This is a genomic window from Romboutsia sp. (assembly GCF_051659545.1).
GTDB lineage: Bacteria > Bacillota > Clostridia > Peptostreptococcales > Peptostreptococcaceae > JBOFOR01.
Genome location: NZ_JBOFOR010000124.1, coordinates 1 through 17,933, shown reverse-complemented (window position 1 = coordinate 17,933; position 17,933 = coordinate 1). Strand labels below are relative to the sequence as shown.

Annotated in this window: 16 protein-coding genes; 15 read left to right on the top strand and 1 reads right to left on the bottom strand. The window is 29.2% G+C overall.

What is annotated here, in order from left to right:
- Nucleotides 1-207: 207 nt before the first annotated feature.
- The 9 genes from ACRC03_RS07175 (at nt 208) to ACRC03_RS07135 (ending at nt 10,815) form a co-directional block, all read left to right on the top strand.
- Nucleotides 208-639 carry a MarR family winged helix-turn-helix transcriptional regulator gene (locus tag ACRC03_RS07175; RefSeq protein ID WP_438651878.1) on the top strand — a complete coding sequence of 144 codons (432 nt, stop codon included), beginning with the start codon at nt 208-210 and terminating at the stop codon, nt 637-639.
- A gap of 10 nt (nt 640-649) precedes the next feature.
- The gene (locus ACRC03_RS07170; RefSeq protein ID WP_438651877.1) at nt 650-2,038 is read left to right on the top strand and encodes an MATE family efflux transporter; all 1,389 of its coding nucleotides are present in this window, start codon (nt 650-652) and stop codon (nt 2,036-2,038) included.
- 203 nt (nt 2,039-2,241) lie between these two features.
- On the top strand, nt 2,242-3,150 hold the full coding sequence (gene rbsK / locus ACRC03_RS07165) for a ribokinase (protein WP_438651876.1): 909 nt from the start codon (nt 2,242-2,244) through the stop codon (nt 3,148-3,150).
- A 5-nt stretch (nt 3,151-3,155) separates the two neighbouring features.
- Nucleotides 3,156-4,649, top strand: coding sequence for a ribose ABC transporter ATP-binding protein RbsA (rbsA, locus tag ACRC03_RS07160; protein ID WP_438651875.1), 1,494 nt, complete (start codon nt 3,156-3,158; stop codon nt 4,647-4,649).
- Nucleotides 4,649-5,623, top strand: coding sequence for a ribose ABC transporter permease (gene rbsC, locus ACRC03_RS07155; RefSeq protein ID WP_438651874.1), 975 nt, complete (start codon nt 4,649-4,651; stop codon nt 5,621-5,623). Before rbsA ends, rbsC begins: the two co-directional genes overlap by 1 nt.
- A 9-nt stretch (nt 5,624-5,632) precedes the next feature.
- Nucleotides 5,633-6,526 (top strand): ribose ABC transporter substrate-binding protein RbsB, encoded by an 894-nt coding sequence (rbsB, locus tag ACRC03_RS07150; protein WP_438651873.1) that lies wholly within the window; start codon nt 5,633-5,635, stop codon nt 6,524-6,526.
- 336 nt (nt 6,527-6,862) lie between these two features.
- Nucleotides 6,863-8,095 (top strand): serine/threonine transporter SstT, encoded by a 1,233-nt coding sequence (sstT, locus tag ACRC03_RS07145; RefSeq protein ID WP_438651872.1) that lies wholly within the window; start codon nt 6,863-6,865, stop codon nt 8,093-8,095.
- 366 nt (nt 8,096-8,461) lie between these two features.
- Nucleotides 8,462-9,370 carry a S66 peptidase family protein gene (locus ACRC03_RS07140; RefSeq protein ID WP_438651871.1) on the top strand — a complete coding sequence of 303 codons (909 nt, stop codon included), beginning with the start codon at nt 8,462-8,464 and terminating at the stop codon, nt 9,368-9,370.
- Between the two features lie 224 nt (nt 9,371-9,594).
- Nucleotides 9,595-10,815 carry an MFS transporter gene (locus tag ACRC03_RS07135; protein ID WP_438651870.1) on the top strand — a complete coding sequence of 407 codons (1,221 nt, stop codon included), beginning with the start codon at nt 9,595-9,597 and terminating at the stop codon, nt 10,813-10,815.
- Nucleotides 10,816-10,920: 105 nt separating this feature from the next.
- Here the strand turns inward: ACRC03_RS07135 and ACRC03_RS07130 are convergent, their stop codons facing one another.
- A complete protein-coding gene (locus tag ACRC03_RS07130; protein WP_438651869.1) occupies nt 10,921-11,760 on the bottom strand; it encodes a CvfB family protein in 840 nt (279 codons plus the stop codon).
- 459 nt (nt 11,761-12,219) lie between these two features.
- On the opposite strand from ACRC03_RS07130, the gene ACRC03_RS07125 reads away from it, so the two are divergent.
- The 6 genes from ACRC03_RS07125 to ACRC03_RS07100 all read left to right on the top strand — a co-directional run bounded on the left by ACRC03_RS07125 (nt 12,220) and on the right by ACRC03_RS07100 (nt 17,586).
- Nucleotides 12,220-12,759: a helix-turn-helix domain-containing protein gene (locus ACRC03_RS07125; protein ID WP_438651868.1), complete on the top strand. Its 540-nt coding sequence runs from the start codon at nt 12,220-12,222 to the stop codon at nt 12,757-12,759.
- Nucleotides 12,760-12,777: 18 nt separating this feature from the next.
- Nucleotides 12,778-13,821: a spermidine/putrescine ABC transporter ATP-binding protein gene (gene potA, locus ACRC03_RS07120; RefSeq protein WP_438651867.1), complete on the top strand. Its 1,044-nt coding sequence runs from the start codon at nt 12,778-12,780 to the stop codon at nt 13,819-13,821.
- Nucleotide 13,822: 1 nt separating this feature from the next.
- Nucleotides 13,823-14,659 (top strand): ABC transporter permease, encoded by an 837-nt coding sequence (locus ACRC03_RS07115; protein WP_438651866.1) that lies wholly within the window; start codon nt 13,823-13,825, stop codon nt 14,657-14,659.
- Nucleotides 14,660-14,763: 104 nt separating this feature from the next.
- Nucleotides 14,764-15,438: an ABC transporter permease gene (locus ACRC03_RS07110; protein WP_438651891.1), complete on the top strand. Its 675-nt coding sequence runs from the start codon at nt 14,764-14,766 to the stop codon at nt 15,436-15,438.
- Entirely contained in the window at nt 15,438-16,490 is a 1,053-nt protein-coding gene (locus ACRC03_RS07105; protein ID WP_438651865.1) for an ABC transporter substrate-binding protein, read from the top strand. Before ACRC03_RS07110 ends, ACRC03_RS07105 begins: the two co-directional genes overlap by 1 nt.
- A 118-nt stretch (nt 16,491-16,608) precedes the next feature.
- Nucleotides 16,609-17,586: a glycoside hydrolase family 73 protein gene (locus tag ACRC03_RS07100; RefSeq protein ID WP_438651864.1), complete on the top strand. Its 978-nt coding sequence runs from the start codon at nt 16,609-16,611 to the stop codon at nt 17,584-17,586.
- The last annotated feature ends 347 nt before the right edge of the window (nt 17,587-17,933 follow it).

Genomic DNA, 17,933 nt, shown 5'->3' with positions numbered 1-17,933 from the left:
ATTAATTTCTAAAATTCAACAAAAAACATTAAATTATATACAAAACTTAGTTTATAAATTGAATTTAAATTATTATTTAAATAAGATTAATCTGTATATATTATTCAAAAAAGTTGCAAGCGCAACTTAAATGTACTATACTATATTAGTTGGGCACGCAACTAATATAGTATAGTTGTTAAATAACTGTATTTAAGGAGGTAAAGGATGAATAATAAGATAAATGAGCCTATTGGTAAGTATGTATCTCAACTCTATAGAAAAGGAAATTCTTTCATAACTAAAGAACTTTCACAATACGGAATTGGTTCAGGACAAATAATGTTTTTACTTCAGTTATATAATAAAGATGGAATTTGCCAAGAAGAATTATCTGAAAATTTAAACATAGATAAAGGTACTACTGCTAGGGCTATAAAAAAGCTAGAAGAAGAAAGTTTTTTAATTAGACTAAAGGATGAACAAGACAAAAGAGCCTATAAAATATATCTAACAGACAAATCTAAAGAAATAAAATCAGGTGTATATGAAGTTTTACAAGATTGGGATAGCATAATATCAAAAAATATCACACAAGAAGAAAGAGATACTTTAGTCAACGTGCTAAAAAAAATATGTATAAATCAAAATATAAAATAGGAGGGTATGGATGGAAAATAATCAACAAATTTTAGGAACAGAGCCGGTAGGAAAATTATTACTTAAATATTCATTACCAGCAATAGTTGGTATGATGGTAAATGGATTATACAATGTAGTAGATAGGATATTTATAGGAAATATTCCAGGGGTTGGACCACTTGCTATAACTGGGTTAGGTGTTACTATGCCAATAATGACCATAATTTTAGCATTTGGAATGCTTATAGGTATAGGAACGTCTACTAATATATCTATAAAACTAGGACAAGGTAAAAGAGACGAAGCAGAAAAGCTAATTGGGAATGCAATAACTTTAATTATAGGAATAGGTTTAATAATAACAGTAATAGGATTAGTTTTTGGTGATCAAATACTACAATTATTTGGTGCGAGTGAAGGTAGTTTACAATATGCAAAAGCATATATAAACATAATATTATTAGGAAGTATATTTAACTTAATAGGATTTTCTTTTAACCACATCATAAGAGGGGATGGGAATCCAAAGCTTTCTGCTACAATAATGGTAGTTGGATGTATAGCTAATATTATACTAGATGCTATATTTATATTTGGATTTAATATGGGTATACAAGGTGCAGCACTTGCTACTATTACATCTCAATTTATAACTGCAATTTGGGGATTATCTTACTATTTAAAAGGAAAGTCTAACTTAAAGTTTAAAAAATCTAACTTAAAATTAGACAAGTCTTTAATAATGGCTATTGTAGCTATAGGGTCGGCTCCATTTGCTATGCAAATAGCAGCAAGTTGTGTTCAAATAATATGTAACAATTCATTAAGAACTTATGGTGGAGATTTAGCAATAGGAGCTATGGCTACTATAAACTCTATAATAATGATGGTAGGAATGCCGGTAATAGGTATAAGTCAAGGAGCTCAACCTATAGTAGGCTTTAACTATGGATGCCAAAAGTATGATAGAGCAGAAAAAACTCTTAAATTATGTATAGTATATGCTACATTAGGATTAAGTGTAGGATGGTTAATAGTTCAAGTATTCCCAGTGCAGCTAGTAAGTATGTTTAACAGTGATGCTGAACTAGTAAGCATATCAGTAGATGGAATTAGAAAATATTTAAGCATGATGCCATTAATAGGTATATCTATGATAGGGTCAAACTATATACAATCAATAGGTAAAGCCAAGCAAGCAATGTTCTTAAGTTTACTTAGACAGGTAATACTATTAGTTCCAATGATGTTATTTTTACCTAAATATTTTGGATTAAATGGTGTTTGGTTTGCTCAACCAATAGCAGATATAGTGTCTTGTGTTGTAACCACAATATTAATAATTAGAGAAGTAAAATCACATAAAAGAGTAAATGTAGATGAAGAAAATATAGAAAAGAAAGCCGTATATATGTAGGCTCAAATGTTTATCATACAAAAGGGATTATATGTAAATAAAATACATATAGTCCCTTTTGTGTATCATAAATAACTACAAAATATGACATTAAATAGATCAATGTGTTGCACTAAATAAACAAATATGATACTCTATAAAAAGTAAAATGATAAATAAAATGAATTAATATATATATATTTTAAATAAATAGGAGGAATACTGTGAAAAAGATATGTGTTATAGGTAGCTTAAATATGGATTTAGTAGTAAAAGTAGATGCAATGCCAAAGGGTGGGCAAACTATAATAGGTAGTGATTTTAAAGAAGTACCAGGAGGAAAAGGTGCTAATCAAGCAGTAGCTATGGCAAGACTTGGTGGAAATGTATCTATGATAGGTAAAGTTGGAAATGATGGATTTGGTCAAACTTTAATAAAGGCACTTAAAAATGACAATGTAGATACGAAATACATAGGAATAGAAGATGGTCCAACTGGTGTAGCCCTTATAACAGTAGATAATAATGCCGAAAATAGCATAGTAGTAGCTCCAGGAGCTAACTTTAAAGTAGCAGTTGAAGATATAGATAGTGATATAGAAGCTATATTAAATAGTGATATAGTAGTAGTTCAACTAGAAACACCACTTGAAACTATAAAGTATAGCTTAAAGAAAGCTAAGGAAGCTGGAAAATATACAATATTAAACCCAGCACCAGCAGTAGTATTAGAAGATGCAGTAATAGAAAATGTTGATTTATTAACACCAAATGAAACAGAACTTGAAATACTAAGTGGTATACAAATAAACAACGAAGATGATATAAAAAGAGCAGCACAAATAATGATAGATAAAGGTGTAAAAGAACTTATAGTAACATTAGGTTCAAAAGGAAGCTTATATATAAACAAAGAAAAAACTATACTAAAAAAAGCATACAAAGTAGAAGCTATAGATACTACAGCGGCAGGTGATAGTTATACAGGAGCATTATCAGTAGCATTTGCAAATAATAAAGATGTAGTAGAAGCAATGGATTTTGCATCAAAGGTAGGAGCGCTTTCAGTAATGAAAGAAGGAGCACAAAGTTCATTACCGACATTAAAAGATGTAGAAAGTTTTAGGGGGTAAGACTAATGAAAACACCTATTTTGAAAATGGAACATATAGTAAAAGAATTCCCAGGTGTTAAAGCTCTAGACGGTGTAAACTTAGAACTTTATGAGGGGAAGGTAATGGCTCTAATGGGAGAAAATGGAGCTGGTAAATCTACACTTATGAAAATATTAAGTGGAGTTTATAAAAAAAATTCGGGGAAAATCTACTATAGGGGAATCGAAGAAGATATAAAAGGACCAAAAGATGCAGCGGATAAAGGAATTGCAATAATACATCAAGAGCTAAACTTACTAAAAGACTTAAGTATAGCCGAAAATATATTCCTAGGAAGAGAACCTAAAAAGGGATTTAGAATAGATTTTGATAAACTTTATGCAGATAGCGATAAATTGCTAAAGAAATTAAACGTAGCAACTAGTTCAAAAGAATTAGTTGAAAACTTAAGCGTAGGTGAGCAACAAATGGTAGAAATAGCGAAAGCCCTATCATTAGATGCAAAGATAATAATAATGGATGAGCCTACAGATGCACTTACAGATAAAGAATGTAAAAGTTTATTTAAAGTAATAAATGAACTGAAATCTGAAGGAAAAGCTATAGTTTATATATCACATAGATTAAGGGAAATATTTGAAGTTTGTGAGTACTTAACTGTACTTAGAGATGGTAAATATGTAGGTAGTGAAACTATAGCAAATATAGACGAAGATAAAATGATAGAAATGATGGTAGGTAGAAAACTAACGGATCAATTTCCAAGACTAGAAGTAAAAAAGAAAGAAGCAGTGTTAAAAGTAGAAAACTTATCTAATAAATATGTAGAAGATATAAGTTTTGAAGTAAAGGGTGGGGAGATTTTAGGTATATCAGGATTGATGGGGGCAGGAAGAACGGAACTTGCAAAAACTATATATGGACATTTAAGAAAAAATAGTGGAAGTATATATATAAATGGAAAGCAAATCAACAATAAAACTTCACAAGATGGGCTAAAAAATAGAATAGCATATGTTAGTGAAGATAGAAAAGGTGAAGGGCTGATACTTGATTTATCTATAAAGGAAAATATGACAATATCATCACTGGATAGAGTATCATCAATATTTAAAATAAACAAAAATAAAGAAACTAAAAGAGTAAAAGAATATATAGATAGAATCAACATAAAAACACCAAGTGAAAATCAATTAATAAGAAACCTAAGTGGTGGTAATCAGCAAAAAGTAGCAATAGCAAAAGCACTAATGACTCATCCAGAACTTTTAATACTAGATGAGCCTACTAGAGGGGTAGATGTTGGAGCTAAAAAAGAAATATATGATTTAATAAATGATTTTAAATCACAAGGTAAAGCAGTAATTATGATATCTTCAGAAATGCCTGAAATACTAGGGTTAAGTGATAGAATATTAGTACTTAGTCAAGGTAGATTAACTGGGGAATTTGATATAAAAGATGCAAGTCAAGAAGCGATATTAAAATGTGCAGTGGAAACTAAGGAGGCAATATAATGACACCTGAATGTATACAACATACAAAGAACGAAAAAATAAATTTTAAAGAATTATTAGTAAAATACAAAAGCTTAGTTGGATTAGTATTATTAATAGCAGTAGTAGCAATATTAAACCCAGCATTTTTAAGCACTAAAAATATATTAAATATATTAAGACAAACATCAATAAATGCAATAATAGCAGCAGGGATGACCTTTGTAATACTTACTGGAGGAATAGATTTATCAGTAGGTTCAATACTTGCAATAAGTGGAGCTGTATGTGCTAGCCTTCTTGTAAGTGGACAAAATATGATAATTGCAGTAGTTATATCAATAGTAATAGGTGGAGCAATAGGATTTTTAAATGGGTTTGTAATATCAAAAGGTAAATTACAACCTTTCATCGCAACACTTGCTACAATGACAGTGCTTAGAGGATTAACATTAGTGTTTACAGATGGTAAGCCTATAACATTAGGAAGCGGAGAATTAGCAGTAGCATTTGGGAAAATAGGTGGAGGAGTTTTATTTGGGATACCTACACCAGTAATAATAATGATAGTAGTATTTTTAGTTTGCGGTTATGTATTAAATAATACTAAAATGGGTAGATATACATATGCTTTAGGTTCAAATGAAGAAGCAACAAAGTTATCAGGACTTAATACAGATAAAATAAAAATATGGGTATACACAATAAGTGGAATACTAGCATCAGTAGCAGGTATAATAATAACATCTAGATTATACTCTGCACAGCCAACAGCTGGTACAGGGTACGAACTAGATGCAATAGCAGCAGTAGTACTTGGAGGTACAAAGTTAGCTGGTGGTAAAGGTAAAATAAGTGGAACAATAATAGGTGCTTTAATAATAGGAGTACTTAGCAATGCACTTAACATATTAGATGTGTCATCATACTATCAAATGATGGTAAAAGGTATAGTTATATTAATAGCTGTACTATTAGACAGAAAAAATAACTAGGAGAAAAACATGAGAAAATTTCTTTCTATAATAATGACGATAATACTTTCCTCAACTTTATTAGTAGGATGTACTTCTAAAGATGATGGAATACAGAAAATAGGTTTTATAGTATCTACTTTAAACAATCCATTCTTCGTAGACTTAAAGATTGGAATTGAAAAAAAAGCTAAAGAACTAGGGTATGAGGTAGTAGTACTAGATTCACAAAATGACCCAGCAAAAGAAGTATCAAATATGGAAGATATAACAGTAAAAGACGTTGATATAGTTTTACTTAATCCAGTAGATTCAGACTCAGCAATAGCGTCTGTTATGATAGCAAATAATTCAGATTTGCCAGTAATAACAGTAGATAGAGCAGCTAATGGAGGAGAAGTAGTATCTCATATAGCTTCTGATAATATAGCAGGTGGAGAAATGGCAGCTAGTTATTTAATCGAACAACTAGGAGGAAAAGGGAACATAGTTGAGTTAGAAGGTATAGCAGGATCTTCAGCTACTAGAGATAGAGGTCAAGGTTTTAAAAATGGAATAAAAAATAGTGAATTTAATTCAGTAGCTAAACAAAGTGCAGACTTTGACAGAACTAAGGGGCTTTCAGTAATGGAAAATATTATTCAATCAAAAGGTGATATAGATGCAGTATTTGCACAAAATGATGAAATGGCTCTAGGTGCTCAAAAAGCACTTGAAGATGCAAAGATGAATGATGTATTAGTAGTAGGATTTGATGCTACAGATGATGCTGTAGATGCAGTAAAAGCAGGTGAAATGGCAGCAACAGTAGCACAACAACCAATGCTAATAGGAGAAGTGGCAGTAAATGCTGCACATAAGTTGTTAAGTGGCCAAAAAATAGAAAGCTTTATACCAGTAGATTTAAAGCTTATAACTAAGTAATTAAATTTCACTTTAATTAAGAGCAAAAGCTGTGAATTTAAAATATAATTAAAATCTATAATGTGAAAATATTAAAGCCGAATTCATAAAATTTATGAATTCGGCTTTTACTTGCTAAAAAGCTAGACTAATTCCATCTATATAGCCTATTAACATGACTTCATCTTCTAAATAATAATAATAAAATAAATGTAAATTTTTAACGTAAATATAACTTAAAAATGCATAAATTAAAAAAAATTAACAAAAAAACGTTTTTCAATTGAAACAATTGTTAAAAAATGTTAACATAGAAATGTATTCATAATATAAATCAAAAAAACAAGGGGGATAATAATGAACGGCTTATTAAAAAAATGGAATGATATTAGTTTAGTAAAAAGAATAATTGCGGGCTTAATAATAGGGATAATATTAGCCTTAGTAGTACCACAAGCTACACCGATTGCTATGTTTGGATCTTTATTTGTTGGAGCATTAAAGGGAGTAGCTCCGATACTAGTATTCTTCTTAGTAATGGCTGCAATATCTCAGCACAAAGAAGGTAAAAAAACAAATATGAAATCAATTGTAGTTTTATACCTTCTAGGAACATTTTTAGCAGCTATGGTTGCCGTAGTAGGAAGTTTCTTATTTCCAATGGAATTACAATTATCAGCAGCAGCAGGAGTAGGGGATTTAACGCCTCCAGGTGGAGTAGGAGAAGTTTTAAAAACGTTATTATTAAATGTTGTAAAAAATCCAGTAGAATCACTTGCTACAGCTAACTACATAGGTATATTAGCATGGGCATTAGTTTTCGGACTTGCTCTGAAGAATTCAAGCGAAGCTACTAAAAATATAATAGTAAATATATCTGATGCTGTATCTCAAGTAGTTAGATGGGTGATAAGCTTTGCACCATTTGGTATAATGGGGCTTGTATTTGATACTATAGCTACTTCAGGTATAGAATCATTATTTAGCTATGGCCAATTAATAGTTTTATTAGTTGGATGTATGGCGTTTGTTGCTTTAGTAGTAAATCCAATAATAGCATTTATAGGTATGAAAAGAAATCCATATCCATTAGTATTCAAATGTTTAAGAGAAAGTGGTTTAACAGCATTCTTTACTCGTAGTTCTGCTGCAAATATACCAGTAAATATGGGATTATGTAAAGAATTAGGATTAGATGAAGATACTTACTCAGTTTCTATACCACTTGGAGCTACTATAAACATGGGTGGAGCAGCAATTACAATATCAGTATTAGCATTAGCTGCAGCAAATACTGTTGGCGTAGCTGTTGATTTACCAACAGCTATAATACTAAGTATATTAGCAGCTGTAAGTGCTTGTGGTGCATCTGGAGTTGCTGGAGGATCTTTATTACTAGTACCACTTGCTTGTAGTTTATTTGGTATACCAAATGAAATAGCGATGCAAGTAGTTGGTGTTGGATTCATAGTTGGGGTTATACAAGACTCTTGTGAAACTGCTCTTAACTCTTCAACAGATGTTCTTTACACAGCTATAGCTGAATATTCTCAAAATCGTAAAGAAGAAAAGCAAAAGCTTGCTAGCTAATATTAAATATAACTTAAAAGATGATATTTTAAATTAGTATAAAGAAAAGAGAGGAGATTTTTCCTCTCTTTTTGCTTTTTATAGATTAAAATTATTTTTTAACCAGTTTTTTTATTAGACCATATCTTATATTTATCTTTTACTAACTGGATATAATAACTAAGAGCAGCTAATCTTGATATACTCATAGAACTTTGAAAAGCTAGGTATATATATAATTTTACTTTAGTATATTAACTATAGATTGATCTAATTTATAGATTTGGTGTGTAGTGTTAAGTTCAACATGTAAGGAGTTACTATAATTATTAATCAGATAAATATTAGAACTTTTGACAAAAACCAGTAGTTAGAGGGGTGAGATAAATGGTATTTCCAAGACCAATAAAAAAAGGTTGTATATTAGGAGTAATAGCACCATCTGGTCCTTATAAAGAAAGAGAATTAAAAGAAATTAAAGAAAAACTAGAAGTTTATGGATATAGTGTTAAGTTTGGAAAAAGTTGCTATGATTCTTACAAAGGATACCTGTCAAGTGAAGATAAAGTAAGAGCAAAAGATATAGAGTATATGTTTTTGGATAAAGATATAGATGGAATTATATGCATCAGAGGAGGGTATGGAACTCCTAGAATTTTAGAATTAATAGATTATAATATAATAAAACAGAATCCTAAAATTTTTATAGGCTTTTCAGATATTACAGCACTTCATATAGCATTTAATCAAAAATGTGACTTGGTTACTTTTCATGGAATAATGGCGGGGAGTTCTTATAAATGGGATGACTTTAGTTATGAATCATTAATAAATGCAATAAATCTAAAAGATACTTTGGAGATAAAAAACCCTAAAAATGAAAAAATAAAAACTATAGTAAAAGGTAAGTGTGAAGGTAAATTAATAGGTGGAAATTTATCTTTAATAATAACAACTATGGGAACACCATTTGAAATAGATACTAAAGGCAAAATTTTATTTATAGAAGAGGTTGGAGAGTCTATTTATAGAATTGATAGAATGCTTACTCAATTAGCATTAGGTGGAAAATTTACAGACTGTGAAGGAATAATATTTGGTGACTTTTCAAAATGTCATAAAGATAATGAAGATGACTTTGAGTTAGGAGAACTATTAAAAGATAGAGTAGAACAGTTTAATAAACCATGTATATATAATTTGAAATCAGGGCATTGTTTGCCAATGATAAGCTTACCATTAGGTGCAAATTGTAAACTGAATGCTACCAATAAAAACTTGTACGTTGAAAGATAGAATTAGAGGAAAAAAACTATGTCTAAGTATAGTGTAAGATACCAATAAACTATGAAAAAATTTTTAAAAATGAAATTAGGGTTATCCTAGTTTCGTTTTTTTGCATAAATTTAACGTACAATTAAACTAGACTTTAGGTAAATTAAGTAAGATAATATTTAATCTTGTTGATATAAATAGAAAGTATATCTAAAATAGATAGTATATAAAGGGGGGGCAAGTTTATGACTAAGAATAATCAAAAAATTATTTTTCTGTTTTTTATGGCGGTATCTTTTTCTGCTTTAGGGAGTGGATTTAGTGATACTATTTTTTCGAACTATTTTAAAGAGGTTTATAATATTAATGCAATTCAACGTGGAATAATAGAATTTCCAAGGGAATTGCCAGGAGTAATATCTTTACTTATAATTTCTGTGTTATATTTTATAGGGAATTATAGAATCGGAATAATATCGCAATTTCTTATTGCCATTGCAATACTAATACTTGCTTTGTTCACACCATCTTTTCCAGTAATGCTAATATTTCTATTTATATATTCTTTAGGGGCGCACATGTTTATGACACTTCAAGATGCTATCGGAATTTCTTTATTTAATCATGAAAACTTAGGAAAAAGAATGGGACAATATAAGGCTGTGTCTACAGCATCTAGTACAGTTGCAGGAATAATGATTTTCATAGGGTTTAGAAGTGGATTTTTTATTTTTAACTCAAAAATCAAGTTAGTATTCCTTATTGCATTTGTATTTGCAGCTTTTGCTGGTTTGTGTCTATATTATATTAGTGGGATAAAAGAAGATTCTCCTAAGAAAAAAGAAAAGGTTAAGTTTGTTTTTAGAAAAGAGTACAAATACTATTATATGTTATCGGTATTAAATGGTACTCAGAAACAAATAATGATAGTTTTTGGACCTTGGGTACTTATAGAGTTGTTATCTCAAGGTGCAGATACGATAGCATTACTTACTATTATAAGCTCATTTATAGGTATATTTTTTGTTCAATACCTTGGAAAGTGGATTGATAGTTTAGGAATACGAAAAATAATGTATGCTGACGCCATAAGCTTCATAGGTGTATATTTAGCCTATGGAATTATTTCGGCTGTAATAGTAAGTGGAAAAATTCAAAATGTTAATTTAGCAGTAATTTTGACAGGAACATTGTTTGTATGCGACAGAATATCTATGCAAATAGGTATGGTTAGAAGTGTATATTTAAACTCTATTATAGTTGATAAAAATGAAATTACTCAAACATTATCTACAGGAATAAGTTTAGATCATATTGTTACTATAGCATTTGCACCTATTGCAGGGTATATATGGACTAATGTAGGTCCTCAATACATATTTTTCATAGCAGCAACATTATCATTAATAAACGTATATATTGCAAAAGTAGCAAAAATAAATCTGCCAATTAAGAAGAGTATATAATTAAAAGTAAATGAGAAAATACTACATATTTCTTGGGAAATATAATTTTAATTTGTAGAAAAATAACAAAAGAGGCTAAAATTTTAGCCTCTTTAATTTATACGATTATTTTAAGTGTGTACCAGTTTCATCTTGAGTTATTAATTCTTTTTTCATTAAAACACCAAGAGCTCTTTTGAAGTTTTTCTTACTAGAATTAAATACAGTAGAAATTTCTTCAGGAGTAGATTTATCATTAAATCTCATATGTCCATCAGCGCCTTCAAGGTAATTCATTATTGAAACTTCTAAGCTATCTAACTCTTCTTTTCTACCTTGTCTAGGACTTAACCCTAATTTTTCATCTTCATATATTTTTATAACATTTAAATTTAGATTATCTCCGATTTTTAAATCAGTAAAGTATTCATTGTGAAGTATAACTCCGGCATATTTATTGTCTACGCATATCATAGCAGAGTTATTAGTTTGGAATCCGTAAACTACACCCTCTACATTATCTCCAACATTGTACTCATGGTCAGTTGTAAGATGCATATCTATATCTGTAGTAGCAGCAATTCTTCCTGTCTTATCTAGATATATGTAAAATAAATATCTATTTCCTTTTTCTAAATCATAAGTTTTAGCTTTAAAAGGAACTAAGATGTCTTTTTGAAGACCTATATCTATAAAACTACCTATTTTAGTATGAGAAACTACCTTAAGGTATGCAACCTCATCAATTTTAGCTTTAGGTGGTATTAGAGTAGCAGTACGTCTTCCTTCTGAATCTATATATATAAAAGCATCTACTGTATCCCCAATGTTTATTTTATTTTTACCTAGTAATCTATTGTGAAGAAGTATATCGTCATTAGAATTGTTTGTTTTACCATCTAAGAAAAAACCAAAGCTAGTTTCTCTCTTTACTTCAAGTTTGTTATAATCTCCTATTTTCACCAAAATGTATCATCTCCTTATCAATGTATTATTTTGTTTAAGTAATTTATATATAATACCACATATAATAAGTATATTATACACAAATATTATTCAATATAGTATTAGATACAAAAAAATAAAAGTCAAAATAACACATAAAAGATTAAAAATTAAAAAAATATATATAATATAAATTTATAAAAATAATATTATTAAATAAAATTTTAAGATAAATCAAAAAAGCCAGTTGAATTATATGAATTAGGCATACTAAACTTTATAAATATTAATATAAACAATTCACAAAGTATAAACATAAGAAAGTGTGTAAAATACTAAAGTGTATCTATAAAAATAAAAAATAAAAAAAATAGCAAAAACTATTGAATTATAACATAAACTTTTATATAATAAGTCTTGTTGTTTAGGTATCTTAAACAATATGTTTAGTTATAATAACAAAAATTAGGAGGTGTGACTATGGATATAGGTGAAAAGATAAAACGAATGAGAATAGAAAAACAGCTTACTCAAGAAGAGTTGGCTAATAGATGTGAGTTGTCTAAAGGATTTATATCACAATTAGAAAACAATTTAACATCACCATCCATTGCGACCCTTATAGATATATTGGAAATTTTAGGAACTAATTTAAGGGAGTTTTTTAATGAAATTGATGATGAAAGAATTTGCTTCACTAAAGACGATATGTTTGAAACTGAAGATGAAGATTTAAAGTATAAATTAAAATGGTTAATTCCAAATTCACAAAAGAATGAAATGGAACCTATAATAATAACTTTAGAAGCTGGTGGGCAATATAAAGAAGAAAAACCTCATGAAGGTGAAGAGTTCGGATATGTTCTTGCAGGCTCTATATATTTACATATAGGTGAAAAGAAAAATAAAGTAAGAAAGGGCGAAAGTTTTTACTTTACACCAAGAGCAAATCATTATATATCAAATGCAGGCAAAACAACAGCACAGGTGATTTGGGTAAGTACTCCGCCGTCATTCTAGAAAAGAGGTGTCAATAAGTTGGTAGAAAATATAATTGAATTAAAAAATATATCTAAAACTTATGAAGATCTTACAGTTTTAGATAATCTAAGTTTAGACATAAAGAAAAATGAATTTTTAACATTACTAGGACCAAGTGGTTGTGGTAAAACGACTACTTTAAAAATAATAGCAGGATTTGAATATGCAGATGAAGGTAAAGTTTTATTTGAAGAAAAGGAAATGAATAACCTTCAACCATACCAAAGACCAGTAAATACAGTATTCCAAAAATATGCATTATTTCCACATATGAATGTATATGAAAATATTGCATTTGGATTAAAAATAAAAAAAATGCCTAAAGATCAAATAGATATAAAAGTTAGAGAAATGTTGAGATTGGTTGCTCTAGAAGGTCATGAAAATAGAAAAGTTGAGTCTTTAAGTGGAGGCCAACAACAAAGAATAGCAATAGCTAGAGCATTAGTTAATGAGCCAAAGGTTCTCTTACTTGATGAGCCACTAGGAGCCTTAGATTTAAAATTAAGACAAGAGATGCAAGTTGAGCTAAAGAGAATGCAACAAAAACTTGGCATAACATTTATATTTGTAACTCATGATCAAGAGGAAGCTTTAAGTATGTCAGATACTATAATAGTAATGAATAAAGGTAAAATTCAACAAATGGGAAGTCCCGAAGATATATACAATGAACCTAAAAACTCTTTCGTAGCTAGATTTATTGGAGAAAGTAATATATTTGATGGAGTAATGTTAGAAGACTACAAAGTTGAGTTTTGTAGTGAAATGTTTGATTGTGTAGATAAAGGCTTTGAAAAAAGTGAAGATATAGAGGTTGTAATAAGGCCAGAAGATATAAAAATGGTTGATCTGCAAGAAGGTATGTTAAAGGGAATAGTTACATCTACAGTATTTAAGGGAGTCCACTACGAAATAGAAGTAGTTGAAAATAATAGAAAGTGGATACTTCATAACACTAAAAATGCTAAAGTAGGTACAGAATTAGGTATGGATATATATCCAGAAGATATTCATATAATGAGAAAAGAGAGAGCTTAATATGAAAAGGAAATCAATTTTAGCTTACCCTTATATTATATGGAGTGCATTATTTATAGTAATCCCTTTGATACTAGTAGTATTTTTTAGTTTTACAATAGAAGTAGATGGCAAAAAGATACTTTCCATGGCTAACTATAAAGAATTAATGGATCCGATATATTTCAAGGTATTTTTTAGATCTATTATGTTAGCTGGGCTGTCCACTTTAATATGTTTAATAGTTGGATATCCGGTAGCTTATATAATTACCAAAGCACCAATAAGTAAAAGAGGAACATTGATATTATTATTCATCCTTCCGATGTGGATGAACTTCCTTTTAAGAACTTATGCTTGGATAACTATACTTGGTAAAAATGGACTTTTAAACTCTTTTTTAGGATTTTTTGGAGTAGAACCTGTAAGTATTTTATATACTAATGGCGCGATACTACTTGGAATGGTTTATAACTTCTTACCATTTATGGTACTTCCGATATATACATCATTATCAAAAATGGACGTTGATTTAACAAATGCAGCACGTGATTTAGGCGCAAATAGCTTACAAGTATTTACTAAAGTTACTTTCCCATTAAGTCTTCCAGGTGTTATCTCTGGAATAACTATGGTATTTATGCCAGCAGTTACTACTTTTGCAATATCAAGACTGTTAGGCGGAGGGAAGTTTATGCTGTTAGGAGATCTTATAGAGCAACAATTCACAGTAGTTGGAGATTGGAACTTTGGATCTGCCGTTTCAATATTTATGATGATAGTTATATTAATATCTATGGCTGTTATGTCTAAATTTGAAGATGAATCTGACAAAGAAGGCGGTGGATTACTATTTTAAAGATGAAGAAAGTATTTTCTAATATATATTTATTTTTAGTGTTTATATTTTTATATGCACCTATATTTGCTTTAGTTGTATTTTCATTCAATGATTCTAAATCAATGGCTCGTTGGGGTGGATTTACATTTAAGTGGTATGAAAGATTACTTCAAAATGAAAGTATAATGAGTGCTTTGTATTATACAATTGTGGTTGCAGTATTATCCTCTGTAATAGCTACAATTATAGGAACTATAAGTGCAATAGGTATACATAAGATGAGACCTAAAAGTAGAAAACTAATATTAAACATTAACTACCTTCCAGTTTTAAATCCAGATATAGTTACAGCAGTAGCTTTAATGAGTTTGTTTGCTTTTGTAAACTTAGAATTTGGATTTACAACTATGCTATTAGCTCACATAATGTTTAATATACCTTATGTAATATTATCAGTGTTACCAAAACTTAAGCAATTACCGCAGAACATAGAAGATGCGGCAATGGACTTAGGAGCAACACCAATGTATGCACTTAGAAAAGTAATATTACCTCAAATAAAACCAGGAATAATATCTGGATTTTTAATTGCCTTCACTATGTCTATAGATGATTTCATAATAAGTTTCTTCAATACAGGAAATGGAGTTAGCAATCTGTCTATAGAAATATATGGTATGGCTAGAAGAGGTATAAAGCCTGAAATAAATGCATTATCTACAATAATGTTTGCTGTAGTTTTAGGCTTGCTTTTATTATCAAATAGAAAACAATCTATAGTAAGAGGTGATAAGTAATGGCTAAGTTAAGAAGAATAATATCACTGATGACTATAGGTATAATGAGTTTTACGCTGCTAACAGGATGCAATAAAACGGCAGATTCAACAAAAGTACTTAATGTATATAATGTTGGAGATTATATAGATGAAGATCTTATTGCGAAGTTTGAAAAAGAAACTGGAATATCTGTACTTTATGAAACTTACGATACTAATGAAATGATGTACCAAAAAGTTAAAAGTGGAAGTACTAATTATGATGTAGTTTTTCCATCAGACTATATGGTAGAAAAAATGAAAAATGAAGATCTTCTTCAAAAGATAGATTTTAAAAATATACCAAACATGAAGTATATAGATGAAAGTTTTATGAATCCTATATATGATAAGAAGAATGAGTATAGTGTACCTTATTATTGGGGAACTTTTGGTATATTATATAATAAAAAAATGGTAAAAGAACCTGTAGATAGTTGGGATATATTATGGAACCCTAAATATAAGGGAAGTATAATGATGTTTGACTCAGTTAGAGATACTATGGGAATAGCTTTGAAAGACTTAGGATATAGCTTGAATTCTACTAATCCTAAAGAAATAAATGAAGCTAAAGAACTTTTAGAAAAACAAAAGGATTTAGTGTTAGCATATGTAAATGATGAAGGTAAAGATAGACTTTTAGCAGAAGAAGTTGTAATGGGTATAATTTATTCAGGTGATGCAGTTACTTTAATGGAAGAAAATCCTAACTTGTCTTATGTTATACCTAAAGAAGGAACTAATAAATGGGTAGATGCTATGGCTATACCAAAAACAGCTCAAAATAAAAAAGAGGCTGAAATGTTTATTAACTTCTTATTAGATCCAGAAGTGGCAAAAACAAATACTGAGTATATAGGTTACTCAACTCCTAATACAGGAGCTCTAGATTTATTAGATGAAGAAATAACTTCTAATCCAGTTGCATATCCTTCAGAAGCTGTTATAAAAAAAGCAGAAAGCTTTGTAGACTTAGGAAGTGATATAAAACTATACGATAGAGCTTGGATAGAATTAAAATCAAAGTAGGCACAAGCCTACTTTTTTTTGTAAATTAAGTACAAAATTATATGAATTTTATTACTGTAACTTAGTAAATAATTATATAATTAAGAAGTATAGAAAATAAAAATACTGGAGAAGGTGTATGGGGAAAAAGAAAATTAAACATTTAGGTAAAAAAAAATATAGAAATATAATGAAGAGCAGTTTAAATAAGGTTGGAATTTTTATAGCTATAACAGTAAGTATAGTAGCATTAGTAAGTATAACTAAGTATGTTGAAGATTTATATAAAGGTAAAAATATTTCGGGGAATACAATTGAGTTTTATATGAACATAGCTGATGAAATAGGAGAAGGAAAAGCACAACTTAGTTGGAAGGAACTATTAGCAATAGATATGGTAAAGTACAATAAAGACTTAACTAGTATAAAGAAAAAAGAAGTAATCGATGTAGGTAAAAAATTCATTGTAAAAGAAGAAAATAAAGATGGCGTAGCAGTTTATAAATTGAAAACATTTGATAAGGTATTAGATGAAATAGGTTTTGATAAAGTAGAAAAGAATAATGCAAATATGTACTTGGAAGATTTAAAAAATACATCTCTGGGTGGAGCAAATATTGAAAATCAAAAAGAAAAAATAAACTTTCTAAAAAATATATCTGAAAAATCTAAGGCAAATTATTATGAATATGGAATACTACCTTCAATTACAACAGCGCAGGCTATTTTAGAATCAGGCTGGGGGCAATCTTCCTTAACTAAAGAAAGTAATAATATATTTGGAATAAAAGCAGATCAAAGATGGAATGGAAAGAGAGTAGAGGTATCTACTGGAGAAAACTATAATGATAGAATAGTAGCATCTTTTAGAGTGTATAATTCTATTGAGGATTCTATAAAAGACCAAGGTAAATTTTTGGTAGAAAATAAAAGGTATAGTGAAAATGGATTATTTAAAGCTACTCATTATACAACACAAGCAAAAGCTCTAGAAGATGCAGGATATAGTACTAAGAAAAACAAAAGTGGAGAACCTATATATGCAGATATGTTAATACACTTAATAAGAGATTATAATTTACAACTACTAGATAGAGAAGTTGAAACAATAAAGTAGTAACAATGTGATTATATAAATAAATACTAAGTGGAATACTTCTTTATTTAGTTCTGATATTTTAATATAATAAATATCAGAACTAAATAAAAAATAAAAAATATAAAAAAATATTGACGTATTATTTAAAGCATGATAATATTAATAATGTGCTCAGGAAGAGCCAATAAGAACTTTGAAAATTAAACAGTAGGTTAATTTATAGAAACAAACATAATTCTTAACAGAATTAAAACACAAACAAACCAAGCCAGATATTCAGATAATGATTAGCTGAGCGATGGACAACTTTTTAAATTATATTTGAGAGTTTGATCCTGGCTCAGGATGAACGCTGGCGGCGTGCC